Annotated in this window: 6 protein-coding genes; 2 read left to right on the forward strand and 4 right to left on the reverse strand. The window is 41.2% G+C overall.

Annotated elements, in window-relative coordinates; genetic code table 11:
• A partial coding sequence (locus tag VFM80_RS03410; protein ID WP_395069568.1) for an SLC13 family permease occupies positions 1 to 1,464 on the reverse strand: 1,464 nt, incomplete at its 3' end.
• Positions 1,465 to 1,587: 123 nt separating this feature from the next.
• Between VFM80_RS03410 and VFM80_RS03415 the strand changes: the two genes are divergently transcribed.
• Both VFM80_RS03415 and VFM80_RS03420 read left to right on the forward strand, forming a co-directional pair.
• On the forward strand, positions 1,588 to 1,713 hold the full coding sequence (locus tag VFM80_RS03415) for a hypothetical protein (protein WP_395069570.1): 126 nt from the start codon (positions 1,588 to 1,590) through the stop codon (positions 1,711 to 1,713).
• Positions 1,714 to 3,444, forward strand: a complete 1,731-nt coding sequence (locus tag VFM80_RS03420) for a sodium:solute symporter (RefSeq protein ID WP_395069572.1) — start codon at positions 1,714 to 1,716, stop codon at positions 3,442 to 3,444. It begins immediately after the preceding gene.
• Position 3,445: 1 nt separating this feature from the next.
• On the opposite strand, the gene VFM80_RS03425 is transcribed toward VFM80_RS03420, so the two are convergent.
• The 3 genes from VFM80_RS03425 to VFM80_RS03435 all read right to left on the reverse strand — a co-directional run bounded on the left by VFM80_RS03425 (position 3,446) and on the right by VFM80_RS03435 (position 7,962).
• Complete coding sequence (locus tag VFM80_RS03425) at positions 3,446 to 4,312, reverse strand: sterol desaturase family protein (protein WP_395069574.1); 867 nt, start codon at positions 4,310 to 4,312, stop codon at positions 3,446 to 3,448.
• A gap of 137 nt (positions 4,313 to 4,449) precedes the next feature.
• A complete protein-coding gene (locus tag VFM80_RS03430; protein ID WP_395069576.1) occupies positions 4,450 to 6,942 on the reverse strand; it encodes a zinc-dependent metalloprotease in 2,493 nt (830 codons plus the stop codon).
• A 171-nt stretch (positions 6,943 to 7,113) separates the two neighbouring features.
• Positions 7,114 to 7,962, reverse strand: a complete 849-nt coding sequence (locus VFM80_RS03435) for a cyanophycinase (protein ID WP_395069578.1) — start codon at positions 7,960 to 7,962, stop codon at positions 7,114 to 7,116.
• Between the last annotated feature and the right edge of the window lie 36 nt (positions 7,963 to 7,998).

Genomic DNA, 7,998 nt, shown 5'->3' on the forward strand with positions numbered 1-7,998 from the left:
CCAATCGGGTAGAACTCCAACCTCAATTCCAAAAACCCAGCTTATTATTGTCATGGAAGCAAACGTTAGAAGGGCGATAAATAATAAATTCAGCCAAAATCCTGCTTTAGACATTTCCGGAATAGTGATTTTTCCACTCCCATAAACAATGGCATTCGGAGGGGTAGCTACAGGCAACATAAAAGCACAACTGGCGCCCAAAACAGTTGGTACAGCCAATAACAAAGGGTTTTCTCCCAGACCTATGGCTACAGATGCCAGAATAGGCAGAAATGCTGCCGTAGATGCTGTATTACTTGTCATCTCAGTTAAGAATACAATCAATGAAACAACAACCAAGATTAGTAACAATACAGGCCATGTATTCAGGCTTCCAATTCCACCCCCTATCCACGTTGCCAGACCGGTCTCGCTGATCGCTGATGCCATACTTAATCCCCCACCAAATAGGATGAGCACTCCCCATGGAAGTTGCTTGGTATCTGACCACTTGAGTAAAAAAACATTTTCTTTCAGGTCGGAAGGGATCAGAAAGAATAAAACTGCAGCTCCAATGGCAATACCTGCATCCGAAATACCCGGGATATAATTATCAATAATTGGACGGCACATCCACATTACCGCTGTTCCCACAAATATAAAACCTACTTTTATCTCTTCTGAAGTTATCTTTCCCAGATCATAGAGTTGCTGTTGTATCAATTCCTTTCCTCCCGGTAAAGTGTCAATTTTTATGGGATAGATAAACTTAGTGAGTACCACATATAACATTGGTAATGAGATCAATACTATGGGCACTCCCACCAGCATCCAGTCAAAAAAGCTGATCTCTATACCATAATTCTCCAAGACAAACCCGGCTAGTAAAGCGTTTGGAGGAGTTCCAATCAATGTTCCCATTCCCCCAATATTACAGGCATAAGCAATACTCAAAATCAAAACTATTTCGAAGTTTATTTTATCTGATGAGTCTTCACTCTCTACCAATACAAGAATTGACATCGCTATGGGTAACATCATGATGGCCGTGGCTGTATTGCTCACCCACATACTCAAGAAAGCAGCTGAGATAATGAATCCTATAATAATGGAGGAAGGTTTCACCCCCACAAAACTGACAATATTGATGGCAATACGACGGTGTAAATTCCATTTCTCCATTGCCAATGCAATGATGAATCCTCCCAGAAATAAAAAAATGAGTGGATTGGCGTATGGTGTGGTAGCTTCACTGATACTGCTGACTTCTAAAACAGGGAACAACACAATGGGTAACAAAGCAGTCACAGATATGGGCAGTGCTTCTGTGATCCACCAAACTGCCATCAGCATGGTAACCGCTGCAGTTTTCCAGGCAGCGTCTGTTAAACCATCAGGGATGGGACTTATCAGCATGATCACAAAAACCAGCAGACCAAAGATCAGTCCGACATATTTTCTTAAATCTGTAAAAGCAGTGGTCATATCTCGATGTTTGGAATTCCCGGATCATAAAAATGCTTCGACAGAGTACAAAAAATGTTTAAACACTTCCATCGCTTTCCATATTTCATTTTCAAAAGAATCACACATTATCTATTATCTGCCATGGAAAAAAAACCCATAGATGACATAAAACCTGAATGGCTCAAAGACTATACCGTAGTCGCTATTTTAGGTGTTATTTTCATTTTGCTTTTCTTTTGGTTCACCTCAACATTCAACCTCCCGTAAATGAGCTGGATTGACTGGACGGTTTTGATTGCATTTTTAGGCTATACCATATGGGATGGTACGCGCAGGGGTAAAGAGGCCTCCACTATAGAGGGTTACTTGCTTGCTAATCGCTCTATGCCCTGGTGGGCTGCGGGGCTTTCCGTAATGGCTACCCAGGCTTCGGCCATCACTTTTATAGGCACTACCGGAATTGCTTATGTAGAAGATATGAGGTTTGTACAGGTTTATCTGGCCATCCCTTTTGCTATGATCTTCATATGTATGTTTCTGGTTCCCTTTTTCAGCAAGATGCAGAACTTTACAGCCTATGAGGTTTTAGAAGAACGTTTTGGGCTTAAGACGAGACTTACCACCTCCGGACTTTTTCTTATTTCCCGTGGACTCGCTCTTGGGGTTTTGATCGCCGCTCCTTCATACGTTCTTGCCCTTTTACTTGGGCTTCCGCTTTATATCACCATCCTTATCATTGGAGTGATTGCCACCCTTTACACAACAGTGGGCGGTATTGCCGGGGTGATCACCACCGACGTAAAGCAAATGGCTATCATGATGTTTGGCCTCGTCTTCTGTTTCATTCTCATTTGGCTAAACCTGCCGGAAGAAGTTGGGTTTGAGGGAGCGCTTTATCTGGCGGGAAGCCTGGACAAGCTCACAGTTCTTGATGTCAGTTTTGACCTCACCGAAAAATATAATGTATGGAGCGGAGTGATAGCTGCCTTCTTTTTGATGGCTTCCTATTTCGGTACCGACCAATCTCAAGTACAGCGATATCTAACTACAGATTCCGTGAAAAATGCACGTAAATCTCTGTTGCTAACTGCATATGCAAAGATCCCAATGCAATTTTTTATTCTGTTACTTGGGGTGATGTTATACGTGTTCTTCATCTTCAATTCTGCTCCGGCTTCTTTCCGAGCCACAGAACCTGTTGCGCAAACTGAGCAGCAACAAATAGCCGAACAGAAAATCCTAAAAGAGTATCAAGTAGCCCATTTAAACAGAAAAGAAGCCGCTCTTGAAGCCGTTCAAAACCGTGATGATCAATCACAGAAACTCTTCGTGGAAACAGATGCTCAAATGAATGATGCCCGGGATGCTGAACTGGCATTGCAGGCCGAAATTCGACAGGCCGATGTAAATGATACCAACTATATTTTCCCATACTTCATCCTTAATTACGTCCCTATTGGGATCATTGGCTTGGTCGTAGGAGGAATTTTTGCAGCAGCACTCAGCTCAATCGACAGTGAATTGAATGCATTAACCACTGTATCTATTATAGACTGGTATCAGCGCTTACAAGGCAATTTACACACAGAGGCTCATTATGTAAAATCATCCCGGGGTGTTACTTTTTTCTGGGGAGCAATTGCCACCGTTTCTGCTTTGTTAATGGGAGAGACAAAGTCTATTATAGAGCTGGTCAATCAGATCGGGAGTTATTTTTATGGTTCCATTCTCGGAGTCTTCATACTTCTTCTTTGGGTAAAAAGAGCTACAGGAACCGGGGCTTTGACCGGATTGATTTCAGGAATGTTTTCGGTATTCGCCTTCGACCGGCTTTTCTTTAATTCAATTACCGGCGATTATTCGTTCATCTTTCCATGGAGTACTGTTCCGGAAGGATATGCCAAGGCTGTTGAGTTCTTATGGCTGAACCCTGTTGGAACATTCGTTGTAGTTATCGTTGGAATTTCGATCAGCCTGATCTGGCCGAAATCGAAATAATTTAGTTTCCAGGCTTTTCTAGCTTTCCTTCTTCCCCAAACTTAGAACTTGTAGGTGGTCGGTATGGCTGAAAAGGGATCTTCAACAAATTTCCCAGGTTATCATTTTCCTTCGGATCCATATGAGTATCAATCCCATATTTCAGTTCTGAGACATCATTTACTTCAGCAAATGTGCCGAACATTCGATCCCATATCGCAAAGATATTTCCATAGTTGGTATCCGTGTACGGCTGTGTATAGTGGTGATGAACTTTATGCATCAGCGGAGTGATGAGAACCCATGATAATGCCCGATCGATCTTTTTTGGCATATTGATGTTGGCATGCGATAAATGCGCAAAAAGAGCGGAAATACTTTGATATAGAAATATGATCCAGATCGGCACACCCACTAAGATCACTCCAATGATCGTAAACACCATTCTAAAGACTGCTTCTCCGGGATGATGCCTAAGACCTGTCGTAACATCAACAGTGGTGTCACTGTGATGTACAAGATGAAACTTCCACATCCATTTCACCTTATGTTCTATCCAGTGGATGAGATAAGCACCGAAAAAATCGAGAAGCATCACCCCCACAATTGCCTGTACCCACACAGGCATTTCTATCCATTGCAGAACTCCAAATTCATTAGTGGTCACATAATTTGAAGACCATATTAAAATACCTGCAAAACCAAGACCGATCACCACAAAGAATCCGTTCAGTACTAAGTTAAGAGCGGCATGTCGCGCTTTCTTATATCCAAATTCAAAGAGAGGGAAAACACCTTCTATTACCCAAAAAAGAAAAATTCCACCGATCAGGATACCCGCTCTGAATACAGTGGGTAAATTCTCAAAAAATTCTATAAACGATTCCATTTAATTGAACTCACATCTGTGTTTATTGCATATATAAAGATGCTAAAATCGAAGGTCAGGTTCAAAACTGACCGCAATAAAAAAGCCCTCGCACAAAAAATAATGTACGAGGGCTCAAAATGTTAATTCAGTATTTCTTAATCGTTTCCGTCAAGAATATCTGTTACCCGAGCTTGGGCGTCTTCCAGATGAATGCGTGTAGCACGGTCAAAACCACCATTTCCTAATGCGCGATCAATATCCCTGTTTAGAATATTTAATTGATTTCTGACAATTGGATGAATATCAGATTGATCTACATTAATTGATGGTCCAAACCAGCCGCCGCCTGCTTCTTCTTGTTCCATCAGGCTTCTCATTTGATCGATGTAAGCACGCTGCAAGTTTCTTCGGTAAACATCAATATTCTCACCGGCTCGAACTTCACTGAAAATACCGTTTCTAACATCGTCCATCATTTCGAACGCGGTGTAGGTTTCTTCGTCAGACCTTTTTGTGTACTCAATTAATCTGGCTATACGCTGTGCACTTGTCAGTCTTGAAAGTACACTGGCCTGAGCACCTCTGAAGGTGTCAATAACCGAAGCTTCATTTATACGATCAAGAATTGCATCATTGATGGCCCATGTAGGAGTACTAAAGGCATGTGTTTGAAGGAATTCCATAGCACGCTGTTGTCTTTCTTTTTCAACCGGACTGTAAACAACGCCTTCCTGTTCAAATGTTTTTTGATCTTCGTAAACTCCGCCAACATTATTTAGCACGTGCCCCATATATCTGTTCCACTGGCCGATAATATTGTTATAGAGTTCAGATAGTTCAGAAAAGTCTTCGCCCTCTTCTTCAATCCAGTCAATGAGATTTTCAGTTATAACCTGGAGATTTGCAATTCCAAGTTCGCTGGCTCTCATGGCATCATTCGTAAGATCTTCAGTTTGTACACGAGGGTCACTGCCACCGCTTCCAAAGAAATATTCAGGGTCACCGGCACGTTCCCGTGTCCATTCATTAAGAATAGCTTCGATTTCCTCATCACTCATATCATCGGGAAACCAAGTATATCCCCATTTAGTAGCCCATTTATCGTAGGTACCTACTGCAGGATAAAAATTGGTAACTCCATCACCGGGTTGAGCTACGTAGTTGAAACGTGCGTAATCCATAATTGATGGAGCAGTTCCATGTGTATTTGTAAAGCTTGGTGATCGCAGATCATCTACTGAATAAGCAAAACTCGATCCCATGTTATGAGGAAATCCAAGCGTATGCCCAACTTCGTGAGCTGATACAAAGCGGATCAATTCGCCCATAACATCATCATCAAACTCAATGCCACGGGCATCCGGGTTTGCAGCAGCAGTTTGAATGAAGAACCAGTTACGAAGCAAGTTCATAACGTTGTGATACCAACCGATATCACTTTCCAGGATCTGTCCTGTGCGTGGGTCATGAACGTGAGGTCCATATGCATTTTGTACAGGGGATGCGAAATAACGAATTACAGAATAACGTACATCTTCCGGGCTGAATTCAGGATCTTCCTCTTCTGTTGGCGGAAGTTTACCTATGATCGCATTTTTAAAACCTGCCGCTTCAAAAGCAACTTGCCAATCATTTATACCTTGAATAAGGTATTCTCTCCATTTTACAGGAGTTGCAGGATCTACATAATAAACAATAGGATTTACAGGCTCCACTAACTCATCACTTTCACCATCTAACCATGCTTTGTAAGCTTCTTTGTCTTTGGGAATTAGCTTCCATCGTGTAATGTGTCGAATTTGTTTGGCTTTTTGAGCCTCGTCACTATACTTAGTTTTGTTCACACTGAAAAATCCGACTCTTTCATCATGAGAACGGGGTCTCATTTTCTCAGCAGGAAGCACGATCATGCTATGATTAACTTCCATAGAGATAGTGCCTGTAGATGAATTGGAAGGGGGCTCGTTTGCATCATAAGTAAGTACATTTCGCACTTCAATATTTTCAGGATAACTATTGATGTGCTCGATAAAAGTACGATCTCCATCCAGTCGGCGCACCTGATAAGCCTGTCGTTGTCCACTAGGCAATCCAAGTGATGGAATATCTGAGGTGAATAAACTTGTAACTTCAATTACAGAACCTGTGGAATCTTCATTGAGCGCCTCTATATCAAAGGAAGCAATGATGGGCTCAAAATTAGAGTTTCGTACCGCTTCATAAATAGGCTTCCCTTCTGTCGCAACGTTTTCAAAAGAAACGTGGCGCAATAAGATGTTTTTATCTTTCTTTTGCCAGCGTACGATTTGAGTATTTACTTTTTCACCGCCATACCCAAGGTTATCAGCTGTTTTTGCCTGGCGAGTCACTAAAAGCATTTCTTTTTCTAAATGCTCATTCGGAATTTCATAATAATATTTGTCTTCCACTTTATGGACATTGAATAGCCCTTCATCAGTTTCAGCTTCTTCAGTGATAACATCACTAAATTTTTTCATTTCATCGTTGCTATCAGGACCTCCAGATCCACCGCGTGTAGTTTGCTCCGAGCTTGATACTGTTTCTGATGATTTGCATCCTGTAATTACAAAGGCAAAACTCAGAAAAAGCACAGATAGCTTCATCAAGTTAAATTTTCCGTAGTTCATAAATTATTTGATTAATTATAATTGAGAGAATAGGGTTATAAGGTGAGGCTAGTTTACCAGCTTATCAAGTCATATCGTAAATTAAGAGTGTAAAAAGTTTAAAATGAGGATTTTACATGAAATTCCTGCCGGTTAAGACTACCTCATTTAGCAACTTTCATAAAATCAATTTTATAAATTAAATTTTTCACCTGGCAGATATATATCCAGTTGGATATTCTTTGTGCCGATCTTACCATTTTCAATTTTCACGGTGCCGGTTGTATTCCTGTATACCATCACTTGTGAAAGTCCCACAACTTCCACAGTGTCCCTTTTAACTAAAATAGCCGTTGCTTCATCAATACCTATTCCTATATGATCTGGATATTCCATAATGGCCGTGAGCAATCGATTATTTCTGGCTCGTTTTACGAAATGCTGATCAATTATAACATCAGTTATTAAGCCTAATCCCTCAACAGTTACTAGATTATCCTTTTCAAGATGATAAAAGGTAGATGTATACTCCGGGTGTTTCACCTGATCTCCGGTTATCATAATCCTACTCATGATGGCTGCTCCTGCACTTGAACCTGATATCACAGCCCCATTTGCATACGCCTCAAATATGGCTTCTTCGATCTCTGGATGCTCCTCAACTCGTTTCATAAACCGGCTTTGGTTTCCTCCCGCTATGTACATAAAGGCAGCATTCCTCACGGAATCCAAAGCAGTAGCAGTTACACTGTCTCTTCTTCCAAGATCGAACGAGTGCATATTTTCGAAGCCATTATCCCGAAACGGTTTCTCACCATAAAAACCGGAAGTATCCGGATCGAAACCTGACATCGTCAACACCAGCCCAAAAGCATTGGGATCACTCAGGTCTGATTCCTCCAAAATACGTTCAATGATCACATCAGGACGACTTCCACCTCCGATGATCATTAAAGCTCCTTTTTCTGATTGTTGCTGAACAGGTTCACAGCCTGAAATTAATATTAACAGTAATATGAGGGATATATAGAAATGCTTCATTAGTAGTTTTTATTGATTAAAAGACATAAAAAAAGC

This window comes from Gracilimonas sp. (assembly GCF_035704785.1).
In the GTDB taxonomy this organism is placed as follows: domain Bacteria; phylum Bacteroidota; class Rhodothermia; order Balneolales; family Balneolaceae; genus Gracilimonas.

Bases quoted from the DNA above. Each gene is read 5' to 3' on its own strand.
- VFM80_RS03415 (WP_395069570.1), top strand. From the start codon at position 1,588: ATGGAAAAAAAACCCATAGATGACATAAAACCTGAATGGCTCAAAGAC.
- VFM80_RS03420 (WP_395069572.1), top strand. From the start codon at position 1,714: ATGAGCTGGATTGACTGGACGGTTTTGATTGCATTTTTAGGCTATACC.
- VFM80_RS03425 (WP_395069574.1), bottom strand. From the start codon at position 4,312: ATGGAATCGTTTATAGAATTTTTTGAGAATTTACCCACTGTATTCAGA.
- VFM80_RS03430 (WP_395069576.1), bottom strand. From the start codon at position 6,942: ATGAACTACGGAAAATTTAACTTGATGAAGCTATCTGTGCTTTTTCTG.
- VFM80_RS03435 (WP_395069578.1), bottom strand. From the start codon at position 7,962: ATGAAGCATTTCTATATATCCCTCATATTACTGTTAATATTAATTTCA.